Source organism: Pseudomonas sp. TWP3-1, assembly GCF_049896625.1.
Classification (GTDB): Bacteria; Pseudomonadota; Gammaproteobacteria; order Pseudomonadales; family Pseudomonadaceae; genus Aquipseudomonas.
Genome location: NZ_JAFCUQ010000010.1, coordinates 126874 through 152603 on the forward strand (window position 1 = coordinate 126874; position 25730 = coordinate 152603).

26 protein-coding genes and 1 pseudogene are annotated in these 25730 nt (G+C 58.4%); 9 read left to right on the forward strand and 18 right to left on the reverse strand.

Translation table 11 applies throughout. The features are described from left to right. Window positions 1-11: 11 nt before the first annotated feature. Window positions 12-1427: a cytochrome c oxidase accessory protein CcoG gene (gene ccoG, locus ACP7BN_RS15690; RefSeq protein WP_426205145.1), complete on the reverse strand. Its 1416-nt coding sequence runs from the start codon at window positions 1425-1427 to the stop codon at window positions 12-14. A 473-nt stretch (window positions 1428-1900) separates the two neighbouring features. Here ccoG and ACP7BN_RS15695 point away from each other — a divergent pair, with 473 nt between their 5' ends. Together ACP7BN_RS15695 and ACP7BN_RS15700 are read left to right on the forward strand one after the other, a co-directional pair. After that, a complete protein-coding gene (locus ACP7BN_RS15695; protein WP_426205146.1) occupies window positions 1901-2905 on the forward strand; it encodes a metallophosphoesterase family protein in 1005 nt (334 codons plus the stop codon). A 68-nt stretch (window positions 2906-2973) separates the two neighbouring features. After that, complete coding sequence (locus ACP7BN_RS15700) at window positions 2974-3231, forward strand: hypothetical protein (RefSeq protein ID WP_426205147.1); 258 nt, start codon at window positions 2974-2976, stop codon at window positions 3229-3231. A gap of 76 nt (window positions 3232-3307) precedes the next feature. Here the strand turns inward: ACP7BN_RS15700 and ccoP (ACP7BN_RS15705) are convergent, their stop codons facing one another. From ccoP (ACP7BN_RS15705) to ccoN (ACP7BN_RS15740), 8 genes are all read right to left on the reverse strand, one after another. Then, the gene (gene ccoP, locus ACP7BN_RS15705) at window positions 3308-4291 is read right to left on the reverse strand and encodes a cytochrome-c oxidase, cbb3-type subunit III (protein ID WP_420648772.1); all 984 of its coding nucleotides are present in this window, start codon (window positions 4289-4291) and stop codon (window positions 3308-3310) included. Next, window positions 4288-4473, reverse strand: coding sequence for a CcoQ/FixQ family Cbb3-type cytochrome c oxidase assembly chaperone (locus ACP7BN_RS15710; RefSeq protein WP_003175465.1), 186 nt, complete (start codon window positions 4471-4473; stop codon window positions 4288-4290). Before ACP7BN_RS15710 ends, ccoP (ACP7BN_RS15705) begins: the two co-directional genes overlap by 4 nt. Window positions 4474-4478: 5 nt before the next feature. Then, window positions 4479-5087, reverse strand: coding sequence for a cytochrome-c oxidase, cbb3-type subunit II (gene ccoO, locus ACP7BN_RS15715; RefSeq protein WP_150594629.1), 609 nt, complete (start codon window positions 5085-5087; stop codon window positions 4479-4481). Continuing rightward, complete coding sequence (ccoN, locus tag ACP7BN_RS15720; RefSeq protein ID WP_420648771.1) at window positions 5087-6529, reverse strand: cytochrome-c oxidase, cbb3-type subunit I; 1443 nt, start codon at window positions 6527-6529, stop codon at window positions 5087-5089. The genes ccoO (ACP7BN_RS15715) and ccoN (ACP7BN_RS15720) overlap by 1 nt, the downstream gene beginning before the upstream one ends. Window positions 6530-7009: 480 nt before the next feature. Then, complete coding sequence (gene ccoP / locus ACP7BN_RS15725) at window positions 7010-7963, reverse strand: cytochrome-c oxidase, cbb3-type subunit III (protein WP_426205148.1); 954 nt, start codon at window positions 7961-7963, stop codon at window positions 7010-7012. Continuing rightward, window positions 7960-8160 (reverse strand): cbb3-type cytochrome oxidase subunit 3, encoded by a 201-nt coding sequence (locus ACP7BN_RS15730; RefSeq protein WP_420648833.1) that lies wholly within the window; start codon window positions 8158-8160, stop codon window positions 7960-7962. Before ACP7BN_RS15730 ends, ccoP (ACP7BN_RS15725) begins: the two co-directional genes overlap by 4 nt. A 5-nt stretch (window positions 8161-8165) precedes the next feature. Next, window positions 8166-8774 (reverse strand): cytochrome-c oxidase, cbb3-type subunit II, encoded by a 609-nt coding sequence (gene ccoO / locus ACP7BN_RS15735; RefSeq protein WP_426205149.1) that lies wholly within the window; start codon window positions 8772-8774, stop codon window positions 8166-8168. Window positions 8775-8784: 10 nt separating this feature from the next. Beyond that, entirely contained in the window at window positions 8785-10209 is a 1425-nt protein-coding gene (gene ccoN / locus ACP7BN_RS15740) for a cytochrome-c oxidase, cbb3-type subunit I (RefSeq protein WP_426205150.1), read from the reverse strand. Window positions 10210-10303: 94 nt separating this feature from the next. Here ccoN (ACP7BN_RS15740) and ACP7BN_RS15745 point away from each other — a divergent pair, with 94 nt between their 5' ends. From ACP7BN_RS15745 to ACP7BN_RS15755, 3 genes and pseudogenes are all read left to right on the forward strand, one after another. After that, the gene (locus ACP7BN_RS15745; protein ID WP_426205151.1) at window positions 10304-10996 is read left to right on the forward strand and encodes an alpha/beta family hydrolase; all 693 of its coding nucleotides are present in this window, start codon (window positions 10304-10306) and stop codon (window positions 10994-10996) included. A gap of 1245 nt (window positions 10997-12241) precedes the next feature. Beyond that, the gene (locus ACP7BN_RS15750) at window positions 12242-12622 is read left to right on the forward strand and encodes a DUF6124 family protein (RefSeq protein WP_426205152.1); all 381 of its coding nucleotides are present in this window, start codon (window positions 12242-12244) and stop codon (window positions 12620-12622) included. A gap of 20 nt (window positions 12623-12642) precedes the next feature. After that, window positions 12643-12885: pseudogene (locus tag ACP7BN_RS15755) on the forward strand (DUF6124 family protein); the annotation flags it as partial. A 51-nt stretch (window positions 12886-12936) separates the two neighbouring features. On the opposite strand, the gene ACP7BN_RS15760 reads toward ACP7BN_RS15755, so the two are convergent. The 5 genes from ACP7BN_RS15760 to inhA all read right to left on the reverse strand — a co-directional run bounded on the left by ACP7BN_RS15760 (window position 12937) and on the right by inhA (window position 17131). Next, complete coding sequence (locus ACP7BN_RS15760) at window positions 12937-13356, reverse strand: type II toxin-antitoxin system YafO family toxin (protein ID WP_426205153.1); 420 nt, start codon at window positions 13354-13356, stop codon at window positions 12937-12939. Between the two features lie 6 nt (window positions 13357-13362). Then, window positions 13363-13707 (reverse strand): hypothetical protein, encoded by a 345-nt coding sequence (locus ACP7BN_RS15765; RefSeq protein WP_426205154.1) that lies wholly within the window; start codon window positions 13705-13707, stop codon window positions 13363-13365. 14 nt (window positions 13708-13721) lie between these two features. Beyond that, window positions 13722-15287 carry a methyl-accepting chemotaxis protein gene (locus ACP7BN_RS15770; protein ID WP_420648765.1) on the reverse strand — a complete coding sequence of 522 codons (1566 nt, stop codon included), beginning with the start codon at window positions 15285-15287 and terminating at the stop codon, window positions 13722-13724. Window positions 15288-15389: 102 nt separating this feature from the next. After that, the gene (locus tag ACP7BN_RS15775; protein ID WP_426205155.1) at window positions 15390-16181 is read right to left on the reverse strand and encodes a CPBP family glutamic-type intramembrane protease; all 792 of its coding nucleotides are present in this window, start codon (window positions 16179-16181) and stop codon (window positions 15390-15392) included. Between the two features lie 263 nt (window positions 16182-16444). Further along, on the reverse strand, window positions 16445-17131 hold the full coding sequence (gene inhA, locus ACP7BN_RS15780) for an isonitrile hydratase (protein ID WP_426205156.1): 687 nt from the start codon (window positions 17129-17131) through the stop codon (window positions 16445-16447). Window positions 17132-17219: 88 nt separating this feature from the next. On the opposite strand from inhA, the gene ACP7BN_RS15785 reads away from it, so the two are divergent. After that, window positions 17220-18203: a GlxA family transcriptional regulator gene (locus ACP7BN_RS15785; RefSeq protein WP_426205157.1), complete on the forward strand. Its 984-nt coding sequence runs from the start codon at window positions 17220-17222 to the stop codon at window positions 18201-18203. Between the two features lie 33 nt (window positions 18204-18236). On the opposite strand, the gene ACP7BN_RS15790 is transcribed toward ACP7BN_RS15785, so the two are convergent. The 4 genes from ACP7BN_RS15790 to ACP7BN_RS15805 all read right to left on the reverse strand — a co-directional run bounded on the left by ACP7BN_RS15790 (window position 18237) and on the right by ACP7BN_RS15805 (window position 22495). Continuing rightward, window positions 18237-19049: a hypothetical protein gene (locus ACP7BN_RS15790; RefSeq protein WP_426205158.1), complete on the reverse strand. Its 813-nt coding sequence runs from the start codon at window positions 19047-19049 to the stop codon at window positions 18237-18239. 45 nt (window positions 19050-19094) lie between these two features. Then, window positions 19095-19484, reverse strand: coding sequence for a hypothetical protein (locus tag ACP7BN_RS15795; protein WP_426205159.1), 390 nt, complete (start codon window positions 19482-19484; stop codon window positions 19095-19097). A 391-nt stretch (window positions 19485-19875) separates the two neighbouring features. Further along, complete coding sequence (locus tag ACP7BN_RS15800) at window positions 19876-21702, reverse strand: glycoside hydrolase family 15 protein (RefSeq protein WP_426205160.1); 1827 nt, start codon at window positions 21700-21702, stop codon at window positions 19876-19878. Then, window positions 21695-22495, reverse strand: coding sequence for a glucose 1-dehydrogenase (locus ACP7BN_RS15805; protein ID WP_426205161.1), 801 nt, complete (start codon window positions 22493-22495; stop codon window positions 21695-21697). Before ACP7BN_RS15805 ends, ACP7BN_RS15800 begins: the two co-directional genes overlap by 8 nt. A gap of 160 nt (window positions 22496-22655) precedes the next feature. On the opposite strand from ACP7BN_RS15805, the gene ACP7BN_RS15810 reads away from it, so the two are divergent. From ACP7BN_RS15810 to ACP7BN_RS15820, 3 genes are all read left to right on the forward strand, one after another. Next, entirely contained in the window at window positions 22656-23828 is a 1173-nt protein-coding gene (locus ACP7BN_RS15810) for an MFS transporter (protein ID WP_426205162.1), read from the forward strand. Window positions 23829-23900: 72 nt separating this feature from the next. Further along, window positions 23901-24641, forward strand: coding sequence for a thioesterase II family protein (locus ACP7BN_RS15815; RefSeq protein WP_426205163.1), 741 nt, complete (start codon window positions 23901-23903; stop codon window positions 24639-24641). Between the two features lie 39 nt (window positions 24642-24680). Then, window positions 24681-25664: a TauD/TfdA family dioxygenase gene (locus tag ACP7BN_RS15820; protein WP_426205164.1), complete on the forward strand. Its 984-nt coding sequence runs from the start codon at window positions 24681-24683 to the stop codon at window positions 25662-25664. Window positions 25665-25730 lie beyond the last annotated feature (66 nt).

The following is a 25730-nucleotide window of genomic DNA, read 5'->3' on the forward strand; positions in this document are numbered from 1 at the left end:
GTTCAGTTCTCTCAACGAATTTGTGGGCCGATGAATCGGCTCTTGGCTTCAACGTGGACGCTGGCGTCATCGGCATCCTTGAGGATGAATTTCACCTCGTTGGTGCTCGACGGCAGTTGCTCAGGCGCGCTCGACAGCTCGACCGGCATGCTGAAAATATCCCCGGCGGCGACCTTGATCTCGCGTTTGCCTTGCAGACGCAGATCCGGCAGACCGCTGGCTTCGAGCAGGTAGGTATGGTCGCGCTGGTCCTTGTTCATGATCTTCAGGCTGTAGACGTTTTCGATCCGGCCTTCGGCGTTTTCGCGGTACAGCACGCGGTCCTTGCTGACGTCGAAACCCACCAGCGAGCGCATGAAGAAAGCCGCCGCCAACAGGCTGATCATCGCCAGCAGCACCACGGCATAACCAATCAGGCGCGGACGCAGTTTATGGGTTTTCTGCCCGGACAGATTGTGCTCGGTGGTATAGCTGATCAACCCACGCGGGTAGTCCATTTTGTCCATGATGCTGTCGCAGGCGTCGATGCAGGCGGCGCAACCGATGCACTCGATTTGCAGGCCGTCGCGGATGTCGATGCCGGTCGGGCAGACTTGCACGCACATCGTGCAGTCGATGCAGTCGCCCAAACCCTGCGCCTTGTAATCGACGCCTTTCTTGCGCGGGCCACGGGTTTCGCCGCGACGTGGATCGTAGGAAACGATCAGCGTGTCCTTGTCGAACATCACGCTCTGGAAGCGCGCATACGGACACATGTAGATGCACACCTGCTCGCGCAACCAACCGGCGTTGCCGTAAGTCGCGAGGGTGAAAAAACCGACCCAGAAATACGACCAGCCATCGGCCTGGCCGGTGAAGAACTCGAACACCAGTTCACGGATTGGCGAGAAATAGCCGACGAAGGTCATGCCGGTGACAAAGCCGATCAGCAACCACAACGAGTGTTTGGCCAGCTTGCGCAGGAGTTTGTTGCCGCTCATGGGCGCTTTGTCGAGCTTGATGCGCTGGTTGCGGTCGCCTTCGGTGACCTTCTCGCACCACATGAAAATCCATGTCCAGACGCTTTGCGGACAGGTGTAACCGCACCAGACCCGCCCGGCATACACGGTGATGAAGAACAGACCGAACGCGGCGACGATCAAAATCCCCGACAGCAGGATGAAATCCTGCGGCCAGAAGGTTGCACCGAAGATAAAGAACTTGCGCTCCGGCAGGTTCCACCACACCGCCTGATGCCCGCCCCAGTTCAGCCACACCGTGCCGAAATACAGCAGGAACAGTCCGGCACCGCCCAACATCCGCAGGTTGCGGAACAGACCGGTGAAAGCGCGGGTGTAGATTTTTTCTCGAGAGGCGTAAAGATCGACGCTGTTGTTCGCGTTTTTGCTCGGTGGTGTGACGTCGTGTACCGGAATCTGATTGCTCATCATTGCATCCCACGGCAGTGGAAAAATGCCTCGGTCGATACGTGCCAACCGGGGTCAGAAAGGGCTGTTGCGGTGGCGCAATGATACGCCTGTCATACCGACGAACGGGTGCGACCTTTGGTCGCGTTGGGCAAAATCAATTGATGGTGTAATGACTTGAATCAATTGACTTGTGAGAGATCGCCCTTTTTTTGGCTCGGCCAATAACTGAGTCTAGGCGATTCGTCGCCATTGCGCTGTCTGGTCATCTGCATGGCCGAAACCCGGTTCCTGGCTGTCTGGTTGCCAGTGGTCAAACTTCGAGAAGTCTGGTTGAAACAAGGAACTTTGGTTTCTGTTGTTTGTATGTTTGAAACAAGTTTATTTAATTGCTCCTGTAGTCTGCTTTGAAAGATGCCGTTTGATCGAATATGTTTGCGTCTGGCGATATTCGTGCGCCAGTTCTTATTCAGATTAAATGGAGTTTCAAGGTTATGTATTTCAATGGAGTGGTAAAGTTTCTGCTGGGTGTCTGTTTATTCGTTTTTGTTACTTTGGCTCATGCCGTTGAGGCCATGCCACGGCATATGGTGTTCGCGTCCGATACGCAATACCCCTGGACTGACAAGACTGACAGCGACGCGCCGGAATCCGATGCGGATTTCGAAAAGCGTGCCAAATGGCTGGTGGACAGCCAGTTGCGCAGTATCGCCGAGTTTCGAAATGCCCACGGGGGGCAGGCGGCAATCCCGTTGATGATCAACGGTGACATTACTGCTTTTGGCCACGGTTGGCAGCGCTCGTATATGAAGTCGGCCCTGGAAAAATACTTCAAGGGTGATTACCTGTATGGCCTGGGTAATCACGATTACGAAAATAACGTGGATGACTGTTTCAGTAATAGTTGTGCGGCGGGCAGTATTGTCGAGTTCAACAACCATCATAAGGAGAAGGTGAATAATTTCGACCTGAAAGTCACCGGCGGTTTTCTGGATATCCTTTATTCAGGCAGTCTGGCTTACTCGAAGAGTGTCGGAGAAGTTCATCTGGTGCAACTCAACAACGAGCCTACCTATGCCACGAAGATTGCTCATGCACTGAATCCGACAACCTTCAATATCACCAGCGCACTGGACTGGCTGGAAAACGATTTGTGGGTGGCGAGGACTCAGGGCTACGCCATCATCCTGAACATGCACAAATGGGATGACTGGCAGGGAGACAGGCAACAGCAACAGCGCTTTCTGAACATGATCGAGAAGTATGAAGTCACCGCCATCTTTGCAGGTCATTACCATACGAGAGGTGGGGCCAAGCGCTGGATGGGTAAGGTGCCGATGTTTCTCAGCGGCGCAACGTCCCAGCAGACTTACCTGACGGCCAGCTTCTCAGATGACCGCAAGCAGCTGCACGTCAACCTCATCGAGAACAATGAATGGCAAAAACCGCATTTCGTGCACACGGTCCCGGTGAAGTCCATCTGGGCCAGTCGCCCTTGAGTAACCTCCAGGGCACCGCTTTCATTGGTTTATCCGGAACACCGGACTTTTTTCAAGGATGAAAATGTATGAACGAAAGCACTCTCAAGGCACTCGGCGTTACTCAGAAAGAAATTGATGCACTGAACGTCATTCTCAATATCGCGGTTCCGGGAGCTTCCGTGGCCGTCGCGCAGCTGCAAGCGGCTCTGGCAGCGCTTGAGTCTGCCGAAGCTGCAGAGGAGACGAAGGGGCCGTCCACACAGAAGAACAACCCGCCGGACGACTCTGGCAAGAAGCGCAAACCTTCCGGCCTGGACAGTCTCGGTGGAGGCAATATTCTATGAATCAGTAGAGTGGGAAAACAAAACGGCCCCGCCAATTCACATTGGCGGGGCCGTTTTTTTGCAGCAAGCGTTGGCGTTACTGCGCCTCGGCTTCCGGCGCTTTTTCACCGTGGGACAGGCTGTAAACGTAAGCCGCCAGCAGGTGCACCTTGTCGTTGCCTTGCAGCTGTTCCTGCGCAGGCATCTGGCCCTGACGGCCGTAACGGATGGTCTGCTGCAGTTGCGCGAAGCTCGAACCGTAGATAAACGCGCCCGGATGCGTCAGGTCAGGCGCGCCCATTGCCGGCGTACCTTTACCGGCTGGACCGTGGCAGGCCACGCAGTTGCCGGCGAACAGTTTCTGGCCGTTGGCGACATCGGCTTTGGTGCCTTCCGGCAGCTTGCGCCCATCGAGGTTGGTGACCACGTACGCAGCCACGTCGGCTACGCCTTGCTCGCCAATCACTTCGGCCCAGGCCGGCATCACCGCGTGACGACCGCCCATGATGGTGGTCTTGATGGTTTCCGCTTCGCCGCCCCAGCGCCAGTCGGCGTCGGTCAGGTTCGGGAAACCGTAGGCGCCCTTGGCGTCGGAACCGTGGCACACCGAGCAGTTGGAGGCGAACAGACGGCCCCCCATCTTCAAAGCTTGCGGATCCTTGGCCACTTCTTCAATCGGCATCGCCGCGAACTTGGCGAAGATCGGACCGAACTTGGCGTCCGAACGAGCCATTTCCTTTTCCCACTCGTGCACACCGGTCCAGCCGGTCTGGCCGTTGGCGAACGCGGTCTGTTTCTCGGTATCGAGATAGTTGTAACCCGGCAGCAGACCTTTCCAGTTGCCCAGGCCCGGGTACAGCACCAGATAACCCAGGGCGAAAACGATGGTGCCGACGAACAGCATGAACCACCATTTCGGCAGTGGGTTGTCGTACTCCTCGATCCCGTCGAACGAGTGGCCAACCGTCTCGTCCGTCTGCTCGCTGCGCTGGCCCTTGCGGGTCGACAGCAGCAGCCAGGTCAGGGCGAAAATCGTACCCAGACTGAGGACTGTGACGTACAGACTCCAGAACGTAGTCATTCTTTGTTACTCCTAGAAGCTTGCTCGACGTGCTTGATGGCTTCGGGATCATCCGCGAAAGGCAACAAGGTAGCGTCTTCAAACTCCGACTTGCGCTTGGGGCTGAACACCCACAACGCCAGACCGATGAAGGCCACCATCACAACAACGGTGCCCAGGCCACGAATCATCCCGATATCCATTTAGATCACCGTTTGCTTTTGATGATGGTGCCCAGGCCTTGCAGATAGGCCACCAGCGCGTCCATTTCGGTTTTGCCCTTCACGGCATCCTGTGCACCGGCGATGTCTTCATCGGTGTACGGAACGCCGAGCGTACGCAAGACCTCCATTTTCTTGGCGGTTTCCTTGCCGTCGAGCTTGTTTTCCACGAGGAACGGGTACGCCGGCATTTTCGACTCAGGCACTACGTTGCGCGGGTTGTACAAGTGCGCACGCTGCCAGTCATCGGAGTAACGACCGCCAACACGGGCCAGATCCGGGCCGGTACGCTTGGAACCCCACAGGAACGGGTGATCCCACACGCTTTCACCGGCAACCGAGTAGTGGCCGTAGCGTTCGGTTTCGGCACGGAACGGACGGATCATCTGCGAGTGGCAGCCGACACAGCCGTTGGCGATGTAAACATCGCGGCCTTCCAGTTCAAGGGCGGTGCGCGGCTTCATGCCTTCGACCGGCTTGTTGGTGACGTCCTGGAAAAACAGCGGAACGATTTGCGTCAAGCCACCGATGCTGACGGCGATGACCATGAAGAAGGCCAGCAGGCCAATGTTCTTCTCGACTGCTTCATGCTTCATCAGTGAGCTCCAACTACAGCAATCTTGGCGGCGGCTTCGGCTTCCACCGGATCCGAGGCGCGTACGGTGCGGTACACGTTGTAAGCCATCAGCAGCATGCCGCTGGCGAAGAACGCCCCGCCCAAAGCACGGACGATGAAGCCCGGATGGCTGGCTTGCAGCGCTTCGACGAACGAGTAGGTGAGGGTGCCGTCATCGTTGATTGCACGCCACATCAGGCCTTGGGTAATGCCGTTGACCCACATCGAGGCGATGTACAGCACGGTACCGATGGTCGCGAGCCAGAAGTGCGCGTTGATCAGACCGACGCTGTGCATCTGCGCCCGGCCGAACAGTTTCGGGATCATGTGGTAGATCGCGCCGATCGAGATCATCGCAACCCAACCCAAAGCGCCGGCGTGTACGTGGCCGATGGTCCAGTCGGTGTAGTGCGAGAGCGAGTTGACGGTCTTGATCGCCATCATCGGCCCTTCGAAGGTCGACATGCCGTAGAACGCCAGCGACACCACGAGGAAGCGCAGGATCGGGTCGGTGCGCAATTTATGCCACGCGCCCGACAGGGTCATCATGCCGTTGATCATGCCGCCCCAGCTCGGCGCCAGCAGGATGATCGACATGGCCATGCCCAGCGATTGTGCCCAATCCGGCAGTGCGGTGTAGTGCAGGTGATGCGGGCCGGCCCAGATGTACAGGGTGATCAGTGCCCAGAAGTGCACGATCGACAGGCGATAGGAGTAGATCGGACGTTCGGCCTGTTTCGGCACGAAGTAGTACATCATCCCGAGGAAGCCGGTGGTCAGGAAGAACCCCACGGCGTTGTGGCCGTACCACCACTGGATCATCGCGTCGGTCGCGCCGGAGTAGGCCGAGTACGACTTGAACAGATTCACCGGCAGGGACGCGTGGTTGACGATGTGCAGCATCGCGGTCACGACGATGAACGCGCCGTAGAACCAGTTACCCACATAGATGTGCTTGGTTTTGCGTTTGGTGATGGTGCCGAAGAACACCAGACCGTAGGTGACCCAGACAATGGCCAGCAAAATGGCGATCGGCCATTCCAGTTCCGCGTATTCCTTGGTGGTGGTGTAACCCAGCGGCAAGGTAATGATCGCGCCGACGATAACCGCTTGCCAGCCCCAGAAGGTGAAGGCCGCGAGGCTGTCGGAAATCAGTCGCGTCTGGCAGGTTCGCTGCACGACATAGTAGGAAGTGGCAAACAGTGCACAGCCACCGAAGGCAAAAATCACCAGGTTTGTGTGCAACGGGCGCAGGCGTCCAAAGCTCGTCCATGGCAAACCGAAGTTCAACTCCGGCCAGACCAGTTGCGAGGCGATGAAGACACCGAGCCCCATGCCAAGGATCCCCCAGACCACCGTCATGATGGCGAACTGGCGGACTACCTTATAGTTATAAGCAGTCGGACTGATTGCTGTGCTCATTCTAAGGTTCCACGGTTTGGGTATTTTATTAGGATTAAAATCGGTCGCAAGTATGCAGAGAGCAGGGGGGCATTGCAACGCGCCATGACCTGGGTCAATGCTTTCCAGCGCTGATTCTGCGGCCTTTCCATACGCCGCGTAAGGTCAAAATTGGCCTCGGACAAAATGTCGCAGCGAACGAAAAAAGCGAAGGGTTCAGGTCACTTGTAACTACGTGTGTTGAAAAGCCCGGATCGGGCGACCGATGGCAGTTGGCACGACAGCCGGTATCTACCTGCCTTTGCGGCCAGTTGCTCATATGATTGGTCGAACACATCGCGCAAGCTTGACCCGGAACCAGCACGCGCCAGTTCGCCTCGAGCAAGCTTAGACCCGAATCCGGGGATTCGAAAGGCGGGGTTTAGAGGGGGTGCGACAATGGGTCGCAAAGAGGCAGGGAACTGCCGCATCCAAAAGAATGCGGCAGTCGGATGCTACGCTTCAGTCTTTATTGGTTTCAACTTGCAGATTATCTGTATTCAATCCATGTGACAGGCTGTACACATAAGCGGCGAGCAATTGTACTTTATCGTTGCCCAGCAACTCGTTCTGCGCTGGCATGTGGCCCTGACGACCGTGCCGAATGGTCTGCTCGAGTTGCGTCAGGCTGGTGCCATAAATGAATCCCGCCGGATGCGTCAGGTTCGGCGCGCCCATCGCTGCAGTGCCCTGACCGTTAGCGCCGTGACAGGCGACACACATGGTGCTGAACGCTTGCTGACCGGCTTGCAGATCCGCCTTGTTGTCCGCTGCCAGCGGCAGACCGGCCAGTTCGTGACGTACAAACGCGGCAACGTTCTTCACACCGGCTTCGCCGAGTGCTTCACCCCAGGCCGGCATCGCCGCCATCCGCCCACCCATGATGGTGGTCTTGATGGTGTCGGCGTCGCCGCCCCAGCGCCAGTCGCTGTCGGCAAGGTTAGGGAAGCCGAACGCGCCTTTGGCGTCGGAACCGTGGCACACCGAACAGTTGGACGCGAACAACCGGCCACCCATCTTCAGCGCCTGCGGATCCTTGGCCACTTCTTCCAGCGGCATCGCGGCGAACTTGGCGAAGATCGGCCCGAACTTGGCGTCAGCCTTGTTCATTTCCTTTTCCCACTCGTGAACGCCGGTCCAGCCGTCCTCGTAGCCGGGCAGGATGCCTTTCCAGTTGCCCAGGCCCGGATACAGAATCAGATAACCGACGGAAAACACCAGCGTGCCGGCGAACAGCATGAACCACCACTGCGGCAGCGGGTTGTCATACTCCTCGATGCCGTCGAAGCTGTGGCCCATGGTCTGGTCGACGCTGCCCTTGGTCTCGCCCCGACGGGTGCCGACCAGCAGCCAGGTCAGGCCGATCAGGCTGCCGATGGTCAGTACGCAGATCCACGTACTCCAGAAGGTGGTCATGACCGGGTACTCCTTGTTTCTTCAGATGCTGGATTTGGGGCGAGTTGTGGTTCGTCGGCGAAGGGCAGCAGGCGCGCTTCGGCGAATTCCGGATTGCGCTTGCCGTTGAACACCCACAAAGTCAGGCCGACGAAGGCCACGAACACCACGACCGTGCCTAAACCACGAATCAGTCCTGCGCTCATTTCAAAGACCATCGTGATCACCTCTTGCTCTTGATCGCAGTGCCGAGCACTTGCAGATAGGAGACAAGGGCGTCCATTTCGGTCTTGCCCTTGAGGCTGGCGACCGCGCCGCTGATGTCGTCATCGGTGTACGGCACGCCGAGGGTGCGCATGACTTTGAGCTTGGTTTCGGTGTGGCTGTTGTCGACCGGCTGCGTGACCAGCCATGGGTAGGCCGGCATCTTCGATTCCGGTACGACGTTGCGCGGGTTGTACAAGTGCGCGCGGTGCCAGTCATCCGAGTAGCGTGCGCCGACCCTTGCCAGATCCGGCCCGGTGCGCTTGGAACCCCAGAGGAACGGGTGATCCCAGACGCTTTCGCCCGCCACCGAGTAGTGCCCGTAACGCTCGGTTTCGGCGCGAAACGGCCGGATCATCTGCGAGTGGCACTGTACGCAGCCTTCGCGGATGTAGATGTCGCGACCTTCCAGTTGCAGCGCGGTGTAGGGCTTCATGCCTTCCACCGGTTTATTGGTTACGTCCTGGAAGAACAGCGGGACAATCTGCGTCAGGCCACCGATGCTCACGGCAAACACCATCAGCAGCATCAACAGGCCGACGTTCTTTTCAATCGTTTCGTGTTTCATGGCGGACTCCTCAGGCCATCTGCGCGGCAGCGGCGACGTCAGCAGGCTGCGAGGCCCGCACGGTGCGCCAGGTGTTGTAAGCCATCAGGAACATGCCGCTGAGGAAGATCGCACCGCCTACCAAGCGCACGACGAAGCCTGGGTGGCTGGCCACCAGGGTTTCGACGAAGGAGTAGGTCAGCGTGCCGTCCTCATTGACTGCGCGCCACATCAGGCCCTGGGCGATGCCGTTGACCCACATCGACGCGATGTAGAGCACGGTGCCGATGGTCGCGAGCCAGAAGTGCGCGTTGATCAGGCCGATGCTGTGCATCTGCTCACGGCCGAAGATTTTCGGGATCATGTGGTACAGCGCGCCGATGGAAATCATCGCCACCCAGCCGAGTGCGCCGGCGTGCACGTGGCCGATGGTCCAGTCGGTGTAGTGGGAGAGGGCGTTGACGGTCTTGATGGCCATCATCGGACCTTCGAAGGTCGACATGCCATAGAACGCCAGCGACACCACGAGGAAGCGCAGGATCGGGTCGCTGCGCAACTTATGCCAGGCGCCCGAGAGCGTCATCATGCCGTTGATCATCCCGCCCCAGCTCGGTGCCAGCAGCACCAGCGACATCACCATGCCCAGCGACTGCGCCCAGTCCGGCAGCGCGGTGTAGTGCAAGTGGTGCGGGCCGGCCCAGATGTACAGGGTGATCAGTGCCCAGAAGTGCACGATCGACAAACGATAGGAATACACCGGACGCTCGGCCTGTTTCGGTACGAAGTAGTACATCATCCCGAGGAAACCGGCGGTGAGGAAAAAGCCTACGGCGTTGTGCCCGTACCACCACTGCACCATCGCATCGGTGGCGCCGGAGTACAGCGAGTAGGACTTGGTGAAGCTGACCGGGATTTCCAGGTTATTGACGATATGCAGAATCGCCACGGTGATGATGAACGCACCGAAGAACCAGTTGCCGACATAAATGTGCTTGGTCTTGCGCTGCATGATCGTGCCGAAGAACACGACCGCGTAGGCAACCCAGACAATGGTGATCAGGATGTCGATCGGCCATTCCAGCTCGGCGTATTCCTTGGAACTGGTGTAACCCAGTGGCAGGCTGATCGCTGCCAACAGAATCACCAACTGCCAGCCCCAGAACGTGAACGCGGCGATTTTCGGCGCAAACAGTTGGGTCTGGCAGGTGCGTTGTACCGAGTAGAACGAACTGGCGAACAACGCGCAGCCGCCAAACGCGAAGATCACCGCGTTGGTGTGCAATGGGCGCAGGCGGCCGAAACTGGTCCACGGCAGATCGAAATTAAGCTCGGGCCAGACCAATTGAGCCGCGAGAAAAACCCCGAGCCCCATGCCGACGATGCCCCACACCACCGTCATAATGGCGAATTGGCGGACCACCTTGTAGTTGTAGGCGGTACTGATAGAAGTGTTCATGGTTCCCCATCCACGGTTCAGCCGAAGTGAGCGCGCGCAAAAACGCCGCGAATCCTTCGTCTGGAGTTATAGGCAGACTAAAAGCGAGGCAAGCATGGACAAACAGCACAAGGCCAGTATTGACGGGGATCAATGGGCGCAGTGTGTACGTGATCATGGGTGGCTTTGGGATGCCGCCAGTGGTGAGGCTTCGGCGACTTTGATCCTCGCGCATGGGGCGGGTGCGCCGATGGACAGTGAGTGGATGACGGATATGGCTGGGCGCCTTGCCGGGCTTGGTATCAACGTGTTGCGGTTTGAGTTTCCTTATATGGCGCAGCGGCGGGTTGATGGGGTCAAGCGACCGCCCAATCCTGCTGCGAAATTGCTTGAGTGCTGGCGTGAGGTGTTTGGCTTGGTGCGACTTCATGTCGCTGGGGTTTTGGCGGTTGGCGGGAAGTCGATGGGGGGGCGGATGGCCAGTCTTTTGGCTGATGATTTAGGGGCTGATGCGCTGGTTTGTCTGGGGTATCCGTTTTATGCGGTTGGGAAGCCGGAGAAGCCTCGGGTTGAGAATCTGGCTTCTTTGCGGACTCGGACGTTGATTGTTCAGGGGGAGCGGGATGCGCTGGGGAATCGTGAGGCGGTTGAAGGTTATTCGTTATCGCCGGAAATTGAAGTGTTTTGTCTGGTGGCCGGGGATCATGATTTGAAGCCGCTCAAGGTTTCTGGTTTTACGCATGAGCAGCATTTGGCTAGCGCCGCGCAGAAAGTTGCTGAGTTCCTCAAGGGGTCACCAAGATTTTGAACCGCACGGAGATCTGCTCCCTTTCCCCTCGCCCCCTTGGGGGAGAGGGCTGGGGTGAGGGGGTAGATCTTGAACGCGACACATTTTTCGATCTGTGTGCATATCCGTTGCTGCGGTTATGGCTGCTTAGGGTTTCGCCCTGACGGCGACTCACTTTTTTGACAAACGCCTCAAAAAAGTAAGCAAAAAAAGGCTTGCCCCAACGTTCGGCCCGCTCGCTGGGGCTCGGGGTTCCTTCGCTCCGGGGTTCATCCGGGGGCATCGCCTCCGGTTTGCTGCGCTGCACCTCCTCTCGATGTGTTTGGCTGCGCCAAACGGTCGCTGCGCTCCCACCCCGAATGAACCCCTCCACTCAGCCTTCCGACGTCGCCCGTGGATCAAGATCAAAAGCGGTACTCGAGCTAACGCTCATCGTGTTGAGTGGTGAGAAGTGGATGCGAGCTGCTTTCGTTTTCTGTGGGAGCCAGCCTACGAGCCGACCAATCTCTTGCAGACTGCATGTAATACCTGTGGGAGCTGGCTTGCCAGCGATGGCGGCCTGATAGCCGACCAGTTTCCCCAGCAAATGAACACAATCAACCTGTGCGGATTTGGTGACTGCGGTAAAGCCGCTATCTGTGTTCCTTCAGGGCCAGCCCTCACCCTAGCCCTCTCCCAGAGGGAGAGGGGACTGACCGAGGTGATCTTGAAAGTTACGCCGACGTGAAATACCGAGTCGAACTCAGATTTTGAAAGGCATGAAGATCGGCTCCCTTTCCCCCTCGCCCCCTTGGGGGAGAGGGCTGGGGTGAGGGGGATGGATTTCACATACAAACACAACTTTCGACTGTTAGAAATTGAAAGCCAACCAACCGTCACCCCTCCATTGCCGCAAGCAATAAACACAACTCGCCTAGTGCGTTTAACTTACACGAACCGTTACTCCATAAAGGCTACAACACCTTGCGCCGTTGCCTACGCGTACGCCAGAATCCGCCGGCTTACGCGGCTATAGGGCGGGCTGTATCGTTTCCCTGTCACTGAAAAACAGTGATCGGGTTTGGTAGCCCGCCTCAAATTGTCGTTGTAGCGACACCCTAGATGCCGTCTCTTTTTTGGGTATGGCTTTGTATGGTGGGCATGCGTGGGGCTCCTTTGTGAGCGCCGGGTTTCCCGATTTGACCGGTCTACCAACCCGCGCATGGCCGCCACCCGCCGTTTGGTAGCGAGGGTGATGGCTCCTATTTTCAGATTGGAGCTCTATCTATGTTCAAAGCGACGCCAAACCCACCGCACACCGATCCAATCCCCTACGACCCCGAGCTCGAAGCCGAAAACATAAAAACGGCCACAGAACGAGCAATCAACCTCTACCTCGATCCTGCCACCCACAAGACATCCAAACCTTCGCGCAAGCCCGGCCGAATCTTCTTGGTCAATCCCACGGTGGACGATGAAACCCTTCTCGTCGAAGCATGCGAAACGCTGTCGTCCGCCACGGACATGGCCCGCGACATCGCCAGTACGATCGATCCTTCACAGCGCAAAGCAATGTTGGTGCTGCAGCAGGTCATCATGCTCAGTGAGCTGCTGGCCAATCGGGTGCTGGATAACCAGCGCATCCCGCAAGCCGGGAGTATCAACTGATGCTCACGACAGCGCCCACTGCCAGAATCATGGCCACGCCCTACACGCCCAGCGTGATGTTCATGGTCAACCCGCAAGCTGACACTGAGTCGTTACTGGTCAATGCCTGCGAGTCGTTGGCCTCAGCCACGGTCATGCTCGGTGATTTTGCCGGGTTGCTGGAGGGGCCTAACCGCAACACGCTGTTGGGGATCGCGCAGGTAGTGATGTTGGGGGAGTTGGCTGTGAACCAAGTGCTGGATAACGTTGTGCCTAGGGAATAAACGATACAAAAAAACCGGAAGCTTTTGGCTTCCGGTTTTTTTTAATGTGGATCAAAGGTCATCGAAATCCGGATAGAGGATTTTACCCACGATCCATGGCTCAACAATCTCGCAATGCACCGTACGCAGATATGAACCCCACTCACTCCGGTTATGGGCATCCGGGCCAGTGATCGTCAGCAAAAGGTATTCATCCCTAAAAGCGTCATAGGCGTAGATAAGCCAAAAGTCGTTGTCAGGATCGTCAACCAGAGCGGTGCGGTAATACTGGCGATCTATTTTTGCCCACCGTGCCTGAATCGTCTGAGTGCTGGCCAAGTGGATGTGGTGCATATCGCCTAGGTCGAGTCGTTCGTCTCGCCCGAAAATAGCAGGAAGTTCACCGCACACTTTGTAGTTATAAAAATGTGCGGCGAAGTTTTTCCATTTATTGATTTGTTCAAAAAGCGCAGAGATTTTGACGGCGGGCATCTATGGCTACTTTGTAATTGGTAGCCTGCCAGTGATCACATATTTATCGAACGCTTTCTGCCCATCACGCGCGGCTTGCCGGACATCAAGAAAGGTCAGTTCATCGCGAACGACCTTTTTAACCGGTTTGTCGATCTTTCTGGTGGTGGCCATCGGAGCCTCCAAAGGAGATGTATTCATGCTGACCAGCTTAAGGGATTGAGTTTCTACCGGCAAACGATAGAGCCCATCCGCAAAGTGCACCAGTCGGCGGATTCTGGCGTGGTTGTAGGGCATGGCGCACCGATTTGTAGTCACGCAGAAATCCCCAACAAAAAACCCGGACAGCTCACGCCATCCGGGTTTTTTCATTCCCGCCAAACCAATCAGCGGTTAAACCGCTCCACCAACGAATACTGCGTATTAGCCGTCTTCGTCAGCTCCTCACTCAGCAGCGCCGAGTTTTGCGCCTGTTCCGAGGTCTGGTCCGCCAGTTGCGAGATGTTGCTGATGTTGCGGCTGATCTCTTCAGCTACAGCACTTTGCTCTTCAGTCGCGGCGGCGATCTGGGTGGTCATGTCGGTGATGTTGGCCACCGCTTCGCTGATGCCTACCAGTGCCTGGTCCGCTTCCAGAACCCGTGCCACGCCTTCTTCGGCCTGGCGGTGCCCGGCTTCCATGGTCTGTACGGCGCTTGAAGCGGTCTGCTGCAGCTTGGCGATCAGGGCGTGGATCTGCCCGGTCGATTCGCTGGTGCGTTGTGCCAGTTGGCGAACTTCGTCAGCTACCACCGCAAAACCACGGCCCATTTCACCGGCGCGAGCCGCTTCGATGGCGGCGTTGAGGGCCAGCAGGTTGGTCTGGTCGGCGATGCCTTTGATCACGTCGACCACGCCGCCGATTTCGTCGCTGTCCTTGGCCAGTTGGGTCACGGTCAGGCCGGTTTCTCCAACCACGACCGACAGGCGCTGAATGGCTTCGCGGGTTTCGCCGGCGATGTCACGACCGCGACCGGTCAGGCGATTGGCTTCCTGAGTGGCGTCGGCGGTGCGCTGCACGTGGCTGGCGACTTCCTGCGTGGTCGCGGCCATCTGGTTGACGGCGGTGGCGACCTGTTCGGTTTCCACGCGTTGACGTTCCAGACCGGTCGAGCTGCTGTGCGCCAGTCGGTCGGACTGCTTGGCCTGATCGGTCAGGTGTTCGGCGGTGTCCTGCAGACGGGTCAGGCAGGTTTTCAGGCGTGCTTCCTGGCTGAGGATCGCCATCTCCAGACGTGCCTGAGAGCCACGGCTGTCGGTGTACATCTGCGCGATCAGCGGGTCGGACGTGGTCTGTTCAGCCAGACGCAACAGGCGCTTGAGGCCACGCTGCTGCCATTGCAGGCCCAACAGGCCGAGCGGCACCGACAGGCCGGCGGCGAGGGCAAAGCCCCACTGCGAGTTGAGCGTGGCGCCGATCATGAAGCTCAGTTGGCTGACCAGAATGAACGGCAGCCAGTCCTGAACCACCGGCAGCCATTTGTCGCTCGAAGGAATCGCCGACTTGCCCTGGTTGATGCGTTGGTAGAGCGCTTCGGCACGGCGGATCTGTTCGGCAGTGGGTTTAACCCGCACCGACTCGTAACCGACCACCTGATTGCCTTCGAACACCGGTGTTACATAGGCGTTAACCCAGTAATGGTCACCGGTCTTGCAGCGATTCTTGACAATGCCCATCCATGGCAAGCCTTGTTTCAATGTGCCCCACATGTGCGAAAACACCGCAGCCGGGACGTCTGGGTGACGAACCAGGTTGTGCGGCGCACGGATCAGTTCCTCACGCGAAAACCCGCTGATCTCGACGAAAGCGTCGTTGCAGTAGGTGATCACGCCCTTGGCGTCGGTCGTGGAGATCAACCGTTGCTGAGCCGGGAAAGTCCGTTCGCGTTGTGTAATAGGCTGGTTGTTACGCATGGTTTTTCAATCCGCAAGGCTTTGAAAGGTTGTCGGCGGCCTCGGGAAATTATTGAATTTTTCTTTCAGTAATAAGTACCGCGTCGCAAAACGCGGCTTGCTTCAGCCGGCCAGCATCGGATAGGTGAACAGTCCGAAATGCAGCAGGTTCAGGCCGAAGTGGGTGAGTATCGCCGCACCGAGTCCGCCGAAACGGTAGGCCAGACCATAGCCGACACCCGCCAGCGTCGCCAGCAACACCCAGGTCCAGCCTGCGCCGATATGCGCCAGACCGAATAACAGGGACGCCAGCAGCAGCGCAAGATTTTCGCCATAAGGCAGGTGCTTGAAACGTCGGCTGAGGCCGCCTTGTATATAGCCGCGAAACAGCGCTTCCTCGACCAGTGTCACCAGCAGCAGATTGTTCAGCAGCCACAGCCACGCCTGATCCGGCCACTTCGGCGCCCAAGCGATTACGCCCAGTAACAGTGCACCGCCCAAGGCAAGGATGGCGCTCAAGGCCAGGCCCATTGCCGTTGCATACACCGTCATGCGCAAAGACCGCCGCGCGACGATCCACGGGCAGACCAGCAACAGCCAAAAGCCCAGCAGCGGTTTGTCCTGATTGAGGTGCATCGAAAAGCGCACAGCGTTATCGGTGAGACGCTGTGGTTCGATCACTCGGCCATTGTAGAAACCGGGTAACCAATGCATGGCCAACGCCACCGCCAGCACGATGAACAGGCCATGGCCGAGATATCGCGCGAACGGTACGGTTTGTTGACGCACGGCGTACCCGGCGAACAACAGAAGCGCTATGGAGATCAGCGCGAGCCAGCCAAGTTGGCCGAAACTCAATGCCAGTGCGTAGCCGAGGCTGAGCAGCGCGAGTGAGAGCCATGGCAGGGTGGTCATGAAGAATCCTTGTACACATTTTTGGTGGACAGGCTTTCTACACGGCTGAGGACGAGGGGACAAGCAAAGGTGAACCGGAAAACCGGGACAACATACAAACCTATGGCCAGCACAATTACCTGTGGGAGCTGCGGTGCGACGATTCGACTTGCCAGCGATGGCGGCTGCACAGCCAACATCTTTATCGACTGATCCACCGCTATCGCTGGCAAGTCGAATCGTCGCACCGCAGCTCCCACAGGGTTTCGTGTTTGGCTATGGGTTCAGTGCAAATTCAATCTTGCCGCAGCCCGCGCGGTAATTTCCGTACGCAACTTCAACGAAGGCGCCGCACGCTTGCGCGCCTCATCGACAACCGCACTCGGCGCAGTCTCCGGGCTACCGGCCGCAAACGGCGGCGCCGGCGCATATTCCAGTTGCAGTTGCACCAGTTGCGCCGTGTCGGCACCGACCAGTTCCTGCGCCAGCACCAGCGCAAAATCAATCCCTGCGGTAATCCCGCCACCGGTAAACAGATTGCCGTCTCGCACCACCCGATCCTTCACCGCGATGGCGCCCAAGGTCGGCAGCAGATCGTGATAAGCCCAGTGCGTAGTCGCACGTTTGCCTTGCAGCAAACCCGCCGCGCCAAGCACCAGCGAACCGGTGCACACCGACGTCACATAACGCGCCTGCGCCGCTTGCCTCCGGATAAACGCCAATGTCTGCTCATCCTCCATCAACGGCCCGACACCGCCACCGCCGGGGATGCAGATCACATCCAGATCCGGACAATCCTCGAACGTGGTGGTCGGTTTCAACACCAGACCGGTGCTGGCAGTGACCGGCACCAGGTCTTTCCAGATCAGATGCACCTGCACGTCCGGCAACGAGGCCAGCACGTCATATGGGCCGGTCAGGTCGAGTTGTTGCACCTGCGGAAACAACAGAAAGCCGATCTGCAACGTCATGGTGTTTTTCTCAAGAGTGGGGTGGACGGCTTCACTCTAGGCGCGTAGCGTCTGGCGTATACGCCAATCACCCCACGAATTACGCCAAATGCCTAAAGCCATCCACGTACTCGCGTTTGCCAACGTTCAGCTGCTCGACGTCACCGGGCCGTTGCAGGTGTTCGCCACCGCCAATGACATCGCCCGCCAGCAGGGTTCGCCTGCGCCTTATGCGCCGACGGTGATCGCCAGCGGCGGCGGGGCGGTGATGTCTTCGGCGGGGCTGGCGCTGTTGGCCGAACCGTTGCCGCTGGAGTCCAGCGACACCCTGATCATCTCCGGTGGTTGGGGCGTGTATGCCGCCGCCGAAGATGCGCAGTTAGTGAATTGGGTGCGCGATCACGCGGGAAAATGTCGGCGCGTCTCGTCGGTCTGCACCGGGGCATTTCTACTCGCGGCCAGCGGCTGGCTCGATGGTCGGCGCGTCGTCACCCACTGGACGCGTTGCGAACAACTGGCCAAGCAGCATCCGCAATTGCACGTCGAACCCAACCCGATCTTCATCAACGACGGCCCGGTCTGGACTTCGGCAGGCGTCACCGCCGGCATCGACCTCGCGTTGGCCATGGTCGAAGACGACCTCGGCCGCGACATGGCCCTCGACGTCGCCCGCCAACTGGTGGTGTTCCTCAAACGCCCGGGCGGGCAATCGCAATTCAGCGTGATGCTGTCGCTGCAAAAACAAGGCAATCGCTTCGACGCACTGCACGCCTGGATCGCCGAAAACCTCACCCGCGACCTCGGCATCCCGACCCTCGCCGAACAGGCCGGCATGAGCGAACGCAGTTTCGTACGCCACTACCGCGCCGACACCGGCCAAACCCCGGCGCGTGCCATCGAACTGATCCGCGTCGAAACTGCACGGCGGTTGCTCAGCGATACCGGGTTGCCGGTCAAGCGAGTCGCGGTGAATTGTGGTTTCGGCAGCGAAGAAACCTTGCGCCGCAGTTTTCTCAGGGCGATTGGCGTGACGCCGCAGGCGTATCGGGAGCGGTTTTCGGTTAGTTCTGCATCAGGTCCAGCAGTGTTTTGAGTGTTTTTATCAACCCTTCTGCCGAAGTTGGGTTTAGTCAATGAAAAAATTAGAATCTGGTTCTGAGTTGATAAGGCTGACCTTCGAGTTTTCAAGGTATTGCTTCATCCATTCAAGCTTTGGTCTGACTTTGTGGTCCCAAGGGTAGTTAGGAATTTGTCTGTTCATTTTTTCCAATAAGCGGGTTTTCAGATCTTGATGGGAGATACTCCTTTTCCCCCATGGAATTTCCCCTTCCATCTCGAGAATATAGAGTGGGTTAAGAATGAAGTCATCGCCGTCTTTAATTGAGATAGAGGGAATGTGGCTCCTCTTAGGTAAAAAGTTGTAATAAGGGTTGGTTTCTCCAAAAACCTCAGAGTAAATTTTGGTCTCATGTTCCAGCAGTGCTGCACCGATCGCTGGATCTATTAAAATTCGAGGGGTCACAGCTTTTTTTGATTCGAGTTCGTAAGCCCGGTCGACCGCGGGGCCAAAAAAACTCATGTCATCAAAAAAAACATCGCCGAAAGTAATTCCACCTCTGACAATATAGCCAGCGTTGAGGAGCTCTAGAGCGATGTCGGAACTATTGAATAATGCCACTTGCAAAAGTTTGTTGACGTCTTTTCGATCGTCTGTGATGTCGGGTTTGTATTTGTAAAATATGAATGTGCAATCCGAGAAGCTGTACAGTTTTCTCGTGTAAGCAACATGATCTTTTAGATTTTGACGATCTTGGTTGTCCAGGATTGAGTTGTGAAAAAGCGTGTGAATTTTATGCTTTTCTTCAAAGCCGATGGTGTCTTTTGAACCTAGGATGTCAATGAAAATCGCAACCGTTTGTTCGTACTGAAGTGCACTCATTTAATTAATCCTGAAGTGAATCGCTATTCTTGAATTTTATTTTGCTTAAGTCTCAACTTCCGCCACTTGATTCAAATACTTGCTGCGATCCGGCGTAAACGTCACCACCATCTTGGTCCGCGAGCACGTCAGCGCGCGCTCCACGCTCAGATCAATATCGAGATCTTCCCCACGCAATCCCTGCCACTGCGCCAGATATTTCAGCGAGCCATATTTTTCGTTTTTCTTCAGGCTGCGGCTGGCTCCGCCTTTCCAGCCGAGGACTGGCAGTTCATTGGCGAGGCAGCGTTGGGCGAGGTCGGGGAAGCGGGTGGCGCGTTGGCGGCCGATTTCCCAGCATTTGATCAGGCCTTTGTCGGCGGCTTCCCATAGCTGGGTGCGGCTGAGGCCGGTGCGCAGGGGCGCGGCGATTTCACGGTGGATGCGCTGGGTCATTCTGGTTCCTTGAATCGGGTTTTATTGGACAGCTCCGCTGTGCCCGTTGCGGTGGATGGTAGGGGGGGATGTAACAGCTGGCAACAAGGTATTTCCGGGTGTGAGTGCGAGTTGCGCAGAGGATAGTTAACCGGTTGTTGAGTAGAAGTAGTCCGTCGCCGGGCGCAATCTGTGGCGAGGGAGCTTGCTCCCGCTCGGCTGCGCAGCAGTCGCAAAGCCAGACAATGCGGTGCTTCTGGAGAAATGGAGGCGCTGGTTTGGGGGGGCGCTTCGCGCCCCAGCGGGAGCAAGCTCCCTCGCCACAAGGGGGTTGGGGCACCGCTTTCTTTGTAAGTTTTAGTCCTACATTTTCAGAAGTGCATGGGAAATCTCCGACAGCCTCTGACGAGTTTTACGGCTGCCAGACGTTCTTTTCCCCACTCAGCTTGCGATCGAGGAAGCTTGCCGCGCTGATCAGCGCCAGATGTGTCAGGGCTTGCGGCGTGTTGCCCAGATGTCGCCCGCGACTGTCGAATTCCTCGGCATACAGCCCCAGCGGGTTGGCGTAGCGCAGCAGTTGTTCGAACTCAAGGTGCGCTTTCTCCACCTGTCCGGCGCGGGCCAGGCACTCGACGTACCAGAATGAACACGCAGCAAACGCGCCTTCAGTGCCGGCCAAACCGTCGATGCCGGCTTCTTCGTTGCGATAGCGGTAAACCATGCCGTCACGCACCAGCGTTTTTTCGATGGCCGCCAGCGTCGCCAGCCAGCGCGGATCCTTGGCGCTGACGAAACGCACCAGCGGCATCAACAGCATCGAACCATCGAGGGCGGTGCCGCCCTTGTACTGGACAAAATGTCCGCGTTGTTCGTCCCAGAAGTTGTCCCAAATGTCGCTGTAGATCGCCTGACGTGTCGCGTCCCAACGTTCAAATGGTGCCGGCAGCGAGCGTTTCGAGGCGAGGCGAATCGCCCGGTCCAGCGCCACCCAGCACATCAGCCGCGAATGCAGAAAGTGATGTTGCTCACCGCGCATTTCCCAAATGCCTACATCTTTGGTGTTCCAGGTCTCACAGACTTGGTCGACCACTTCGCCGACATGTTTCCAGCCCTCGTGGGAAATCGCATCGCCGTACTTGTTGACCAGATACACCGCGTCCATCAGTTCGCCGAAGATATCCAGCTGGATCTGGTCGTACGCGCCATTACCGATACGCACCGGTTTCGCACCGCCATGCCCGGAGAAATGCGTGAGTTCGGTTTCCGGTAATTCCTGACGGCCGTCGATGGCGTAGAGGATATTCAGCTTCATAGGCTTGCCGCAGCAATCGCTGACCCGCCCCCGCAGCCAGCGCATGTAGTCATTGGCTTCGCCGACAAAACCCAAACGCAGGAATGCGTACACGGTGAATGAAGCATCGCGAATCCACGTGTAGCGGTAATCCCAGTTGCGTTCGCCGCCGAGCGTTTCCGGCAGGCCGAAGGTCGCGGCGGCGAGGATCGCGCCGTGTTTGCGCGAGGTCAGCAGCTTCAGGGCCAATGCCGAGCGGTTGACCATTTCGCGCCAGCGTCCGCGATAGATCGATTGACCAATCCAGTCCCGCCAGAACTTCAGCGTGCGCTCGATACACAATTCGGCCGCACCTTCGGCGAAGCGCGGATCGTCACTGGCGCCGAGCATGAACGCGGCAGTCTGATCTTGCGTGAGGGTGAATTGCGCGACCGCCGCTTGTGCGTCAACGCGTATTGGCTGGTCCGAGGCCAGGCGCAGGGTCGGCTGGTCAGTAGCGCTGAACGTCACATCGCGTTCGTCCATCTGCGCCTGAGTATTTGCGCGGGCATAGTCATGCCGCACCGCGCAGCGCATATGGAAAGTCGCCTCGCCACTGACCACGCGCACTCGGCGCATCAGCAGCGGCAGGGCGTCTTCGCTGTCGCCGATCGGCAGTAGATCGGTGATTTCCACCACCGCCTGCTCACTCAACCAACGGGTTAGCAAAACGTTGGTGTCGGGCAGGTAAATCTGTTCGCGGCGTGCGTCGGGCAAGTCCGGGGCGAGTTGAAAAATCCCTGCGTCGGGGCTGTCCAGCAGCGAGCAGAAGATCGACGGGCTGTCGAATTCCGGCCAGCAGAAAAAGTCCACGCTACCCTTGTCGTTGACCAGCGCTGCGCTGCGCATGTCGCCGATGATGCCGTGGGCATCAATCGGGCTTTGTCGTTCGGATTGATGCTCAGCCATTGCCACGGAACTCCGGATAGAGGCTCATGCCGCCGTCGATGAACAGCGTGGTGCCGACGATGTAATCGGAGGCATCGCTGGCGAGAAACACCACGGCGTTGGCCACGTCTTCGACATCGCCGATGCGGCCATAGGGAATCAATTTCAGCAGTGCCTCGGCAGCATCGCCCTCGGTCGCTTCCTTGTTGATAGCCGTGCGGATCGCCCCCGGCGCAATGCCGTTGATGCGGATGCGCTGATGGCTGACTTCCTGCGCCAGGGTCTGCATCAACTGGTCAACGCCACCCTTGGATGCCGCGTAATTAACATGCCCGGCCCACGGAATGCGTTGGTGCACCGAGCTCATGTGGATGATCTTGCCGGCCGCACGCGACACGCCTGCGCGCACGCCCTGACGGTTGAAGATGCGCAGCGCGGCGCGGGCGCAGAGGAACTGACCGGTGAGGTTGACGCCGATCACCTGGTTCCAGTCGTCGAGGCTCATATCGACCGCGGCGGCGTCCTTTTGCATACCGGAATTGGCGATCAGGATGTCCAGTGTGCCGAAGGCGTCGAGGGTTTGCTGGAACAGCCGTTCGACCTGGTCTTCCTTGGATACATCGGCGCCAATCGCCAGCGCCTGACCGCCAGCGGCGATGATCTGCCGCGCGAGTTCCTGCGCCGGTTCAGCCTGACGGTTGTAGTTGATGACCACGGCAGCGCCAGCGGCGGCCAGTGCTTTGGCGGCGCCGTGGCCGATGCCGGAACTGGCGCCGGTGATGAGTGCCACCTGACCGGCGAGGGAAATGTGCATGCGAGAGGCGCCTGGATTGAGGACTTATTTAGCTGACCGATTGCTTGCTGTGAGAGTTCAGCTCGAAGATTAAAAGACCTTCACACTCCACCAACAATTCCACGCTTCCCGGCCCGCCAACCTTTATGGCAACTTGGCGGCCCTTGATGAGGCAGCAACCATGGCAAACCCGTATCGCGAATTGTTCAATGCCCCCGGCGCCCGCGCTTTTGTGCTGGCCGGAATGATCGCGCGCATGCCGATTTCCATGACCGGGATCGGCCTGATCACCATGCTCGCGCAGTTGCATGGCGGCTATGGATTGGCGGGTGCCGTGGCGGCGACGTTCGCTTTGTCCACCGCGTTTTGCGCGCCGCAGGTGTCGCGGCTGGTCGACCGTTACGGTCAGGGGCGCGTGCTGCCGGTGTCGGCGTTGATCGGTGGCGGGGCGCTGCTGCTGTTGCTGCTGTGCACGCGTTTGCAGGCGCCGACCTGGACCCTGTTTATCTGCGCGGCGCTGGCCGGGTGCATGCCGAGCATGTCGGCGATGGTCCGCGCGCGCTGGACCGAAATCTATCGCGGCCAGCCGCAATTGCAGACTGCCTATGCGCTGGAATCGGTGCTCGACGAAGTCTGCTTTATCGTCGGCCCGCCGCTGTCGGTCGGCTTGTGTGTGGTGGCGTTTCCCGAGGCCGGGCCGTTGGCGGCACTGGTGATGCTGGCGATTGGCGTCACAGCGTTTGTCGCTCAGCGCAGCAGCGAGCCGCCGGTGCATCCACACGAGTTGCAGCATCAGGGTTCGATCATTCGTTCGACGGATGTGCAATGGCTGTTGCTGTTGATGATCGCCATGGGCGTGATTGTTGGCGTGGTGGATGTGGTCAGCGTTGCGTTTGCCCAGCACCAAGGGCAACCGGCAGCGGCGAGCATTGTGTTGTCGGTTTACGCTATCGGCTCGTGCATGGCCGGGATCGCGTTTGGTGCGATGCGTTCGAAATTGCCGCTGCCGCGTCTGTTTCTATACGGCGGGGTGGCGACGGCGGTAACGACGTTGCCGCTATTGTTGGCCACCAACATCCTGGGGTTGTCACTGGCAGTGTTCATCTCCGGGCTGTTCTTCTCGCCGACCTTGATCGTGGCCATGGCGTTGATCGAACGCATCGTGCCACCGGCCAAACTCACCGAGGGCCTGACCTGGCTCGTGACCGGTTTGAGCATCGGCGTGGCCGTCGGCGCGGCGGGTTCCGGCTGGCTGGTGGATGCGTTCGGTGCGCGCAGCGGATTCTGGCTGGCGATTGGCGCGGGCGCGGTGGTGCTTGGCTCTGCGGTGCAGAGCTTTCGCCACTTGAAGTGATCTGTCCGCAGACTAATTCCGCTCATACCTCATACGTTCTCTTTTACAGATAACTCCATTGAGGTAAACGCGGTGACAAAGCTGACACTGCTGTGCCTGCCCTATTCGGGCGCCAGCGCCATGGTCTACAGCCGCTGGCGGCGTCATCTGCCGTCGTGGTTGCACTTGCAACCGGTGGAATTGCCGGGGCGCGGCGCGCGCTATGACGAACCCCTGCAGATCGACATGCGGGCCCTGGCCCGGCAATTGGCAAAAGAGCATAAACCTTCGTTGCAGGCGCCCTACGCACTGTTCGGGCATAGCCTGGGCGCGCTGCTCGCCTGTGAACTGGCGCACGCCTTTCGCGATCTCGGCGCGCCGGAGCCGGTGGCGCTGTTCGCTTCCGGCACGGCTGCCCCGAGCATGCGCAGCGACTATGACCGAGGTTTTTCCGAGGCCCGCAGCGACGAGGAATTGATCGAACAGCTACGCACCTTTCAGGGCACCAGCGAAGAAGTGCTGGCTAACCAGGAACTGATGAGTCTGACGCTGCCGGTGCTGCGCGCCGATTTCATGATGTGCGGGCGCTTCAGCCCGGTGCAGCGGCCGTTGCTCAACTGCCCGGTACATGTACTGGGCGGCAAGGAAGATCGCGCGACCACCGAACAACTGATCGGCTGGAGCAAAGAGACTCTCGGCAGTTTCTCGGTGGACATGATGACCGGCGGCCACTTCTTCATTCATGAACATGAAGCCCGGGTGATCAAGACCATCAAGAGCCAACTGGAAGTCCATCACCGGCGCCATGCGCAGTCGGCGACGCCGGCGTATTAACGCGCGGTGCACCTATCGAGTGTTTTGAGGAGGCCAGTCATGCCTGTTGCTGAGCGATTTTCTGTCCGCCCGTTGTTGCCGCAACGGGGTCGTTTGCCACTGTTGGTGGAGGCGCGCGAGCCGGACACCGAGCTGCTGGCGGTGTTCGATGAGTTGAAGGAACTGGTCGATGAGCATCTGCTGCGCGACGGTGGCGTGTTGTTTCGCGGTTTCCGCCTGGATGGCGCCGAAGCGTTCCGCCAGTTTGCCGCCAGCTTCGGTCATCCGCTGTTGAACTACGAGTTTGGTTCCACCCCGCGTACCAACGTCACCCAAGGCGTTTACACCTCCACCGAATACCCGGCGCACCAGAGTATTCCGCTGCACAACGAGCAGGCCTACTCGCGGGACTGGCCGATGAAGATCTGGTTCTACAGCATGATCGCCGCGAAGTCGGGCGGCGAGACGCCGATTGCCGACAGTCGCGAAGTGTATCGCCGGATCCCGCAAGCGATCCGCGAGCGCTTCGTCAACAAAGGTCTGATGTACGTGCGCAACTTCGGCAACGGGCTGGATGTGGCCTGGGAAGATGTGTTCAACACCGAGGATCAGGCGGAGGTCGAGGCCTATTGTCAGGCGCACGGCATTGTCTGCGAGTGGAAGGATGACGGTGAGCTGCGCACCCGCCAGACCTGTCAGGCCGTGGCCCGGCACCCGGTCACCGGGGACATGGTCTGGTTCAACCAGGCGCACCTGTTCCACATCTCCAATTTGCAGGCAGAAGTGCGCGAAAGCCTGCTGGACATCGTCGACGAAGAGGACCTGCCGCGTAACGTGTATTACGGCGATGGCTCGCCAATCGAGGATGAGGTGCTCGCGCAGATTCGCGCGGTGCTCGACGACTGCGCGATCAGTTTCCCGTGGCAGGTGGGCGATGTGCTGATGCTCGACAATATGTTGTCGGCGCATGCCCGTGCACCGTTCGAAGGGCCGCGCAAAGTCATCGTCGCGATGGCCGAAGGGCACTCGCAAGACGTGCGTTGAGCCGCCGCCTCGATTGTGAGCGGGGTTTTACCGAAGCCGGTCGTGTACCGGCTTCGGCGTTTGTGC

Bases quoted from the DNA above. Each gene is read 5' to 3' on its own strand.
- ACP7BN_RS15765 (WP_426205154.1), bottom strand. From the start codon at position 13,707: ATGAAAAAACCCGGATGGCGTGAGCTGTCCGGGTTTTTTGTTGGGGAT.
- ACP7BN_RS15710 (WP_003175465.1), bottom strand. From the start codon at position 4,473: ATGGATATCGGGATGATTCGTGGCCTGGGCACCGTTGTTGTGATGGTG.
- ACP7BN_RS15770 (WP_420648765.1), bottom strand. From the start codon at position 15,287: ATGCGTAACAACCAGCCTATTACACAACGCGAACGGACTTTCCCGGCT.
- ACP7BN_RS15810 (WP_426205162.1), top strand. From the start codon at position 22,656: ATGGCAAACCCGTATCGCGAATTGTTCAATGCCCCCGGCGCCCGCGCT.
- ACP7BN_RS15790 (WP_426205158.1), bottom strand. From the start codon at position 19,049: ATGAGTGCACTTCAGTACGAACAAACGGTTGCGATTTTCATTGACATC.
- ccoP (WP_420648772.1), bottom strand. From the start codon at position 4,291: ATGACTACGTTCTGGAGTCTGTACGTCACAGTCCTCAGTCTGGGTACG.
- ACP7BN_RS15775 (WP_426205155.1), bottom strand. From the start codon at position 16,181: ATGACCACCCTGCCATGGCTCTCACTCGCGCTGCTCAGCCTCGGCTAC.
- ACP7BN_RS15805 (WP_426205161.1), bottom strand. From the start codon at position 22,495: ATGCACATTTCCCTCGCCGGTCAGGTGGCACTCATCACCGGCGCCAGT.
- ccoO (WP_150594629.1), bottom strand. From the start codon at position 5,087: ATGAAGCATGAAGCAGTCGAGAAGAACATTGGCCTGCTGGCCTTCTTC.
- inhA (WP_426205156.1), bottom strand. From the start codon at position 17,131: ATGACGTTGCAGATCGGCTTTCTGTTGTTTCCGCAGGTGCAACAACTC.
- ACP7BN_RS15820 (WP_426205164.1), top strand. From the start codon at position 24,681: ATGCCTGTTGCTGAGCGATTTTCTGTCCGCCCGTTGTTGCCGCAACGG.
- ccoN (WP_426205150.1), bottom strand. From the start codon at position 10,209: ATGAACACTTCTATCAGTACCGCCTACAACTACAAGGTGGTCCGCCAA.
- ACP7BN_RS15750 (WP_426205152.1), top strand. From the start codon at position 12,242: ATGTTCAAAGCGACGCCAAACCCACCGCACACCGATCCAATCCCCTAC.
- ACP7BN_RS15795 (WP_426205159.1), bottom strand. From the start codon at position 19,484: ATGACCCAGCGCATCCACCGTGAAATCGCCGCGCCCCTGCGCACCGGC.
- ACP7BN_RS15700 (WP_426205147.1), top strand. From the start codon at position 2,974: ATGAACGAAAGCACTCTCAAGGCACTCGGCGTTACTCAGAAAGAAATT.
- ccoO (WP_426205149.1), bottom strand. From the start codon at position 8,774: ATGAAACACGAAACGATTGAAAAGAACGTCGGCCTGTTGATGCTGCTG.
- ccoG (WP_426205145.1), bottom strand. From the start codon at position 1,427: ATGAGCAATCAGATTCCGGTACACGACGTCACACCACCGAGCAAAAAC.
- ccoN (WP_420648771.1), bottom strand. From the start codon at position 6,529: ATGAGCACAGCAATCAGTCCGACTGCTTATAACTATAAGGTAGTCCGC.
- ACP7BN_RS15745 (WP_426205151.1), top strand. From the start codon at position 10,304: ATGGACAAACAGCACAAGGCCAGTATTGACGGGGATCAATGGGCGCAG.
- ACP7BN_RS15800 (WP_426205160.1), bottom strand. From the start codon at position 21,702: ATGGCTGAGCATCAATCCGAACGACAAAGCCCGATTGATGCCCACGGC.
- ACP7BN_RS15785 (WP_426205157.1), top strand. From the start codon at position 17,220: ATGCCTAAAGCCATCCACGTACTCGCGTTTGCCAACGTTCAGCTGCTC.
- ACP7BN_RS15730 (WP_420648833.1), bottom strand. From the start codon at position 8,160: ATGGTCTTTGAAATGAGCGCAGGACTGATTCGTGGTTTAGGCACGGTC.
- ccoP (WP_426205148.1), bottom strand. From the start codon at position 7,963: ATGACCACCTTCTGGAGTACGTGGATCTGCGTACTGACCATCGGCAGC.
- ACP7BN_RS15760 (WP_426205153.1), bottom strand. From the start codon at position 13,356: ATGCCCGCCGTCAAAATCTCTGCGCTTTTTGAACAAATCAATAAATGG.
- ACP7BN_RS15695 (WP_426205146.1), top strand. From the start codon at position 1,901: ATGTATTTCAATGGAGTGGTAAAGTTTCTGCTGGGTGTCTGTTTATTC.